Origin of the sequence: Streptococcus sp. HMSC071D03 (genome assembly GCF_001812125.1) — a bacterium.
Taxonomy (GTDB): Bacteria; Bacillota; Bacilli; order Lactobacillales; family Streptococcaceae; genus Streptococcus; species Streptococcus pseudopneumoniae_N.
In genome coordinates this window covers 1-368 of sequence record NZ_KV807761.1, presented here as the reverse complement: position 1 = coordinate 368, position 368 = coordinate 1, and the positions used below count along the sequence as shown (strand labels likewise).

Annotated in this window: 1 protein-coding gene; it reads right to left on the bottom strand. The window is 34.2% G+C overall.

Features of this window, described 5'->3' with window-relative positions:
* Positions 1 to 368, bottom strand: a 368-nt coding sequence (locus tag HMPREF2837_RS06435) for a phosphotransferase family protein (RefSeq protein ID WP_148131823.1), incomplete at both ends; no start/stop codon positions are given.

Genomic DNA, 368 nt, shown 5'->3' with positions numbered 1-368 from the left:
TTTTTCTCAATCAAATACCAACTAGGAATGATTTGCTTCATATCATCATACCATTCTAAAATTTCCTTAGCTTGATTTTGCATTACTGATATTTCTTCAACTCCGTAAGGAACAGACCATGGAAGAGCACCAACTATGTTATTTAGAATATAGATAGCAAGAAGTTTCCAAAATAAATCTGGAACCTTATGATCAAAATATCCATCTATCATACCAGAGGCAAAAGAAGGTGAAACTTGAGCAGACCATACAATACGATTGAATTCCTCCCAAGGATCTCCAAGGTCAAATCGATCAAAGTCAATGACATAAATATTACGATCTTCACCAATCATGAAATTCCCGATATGATAATCTCCATGTTGGAA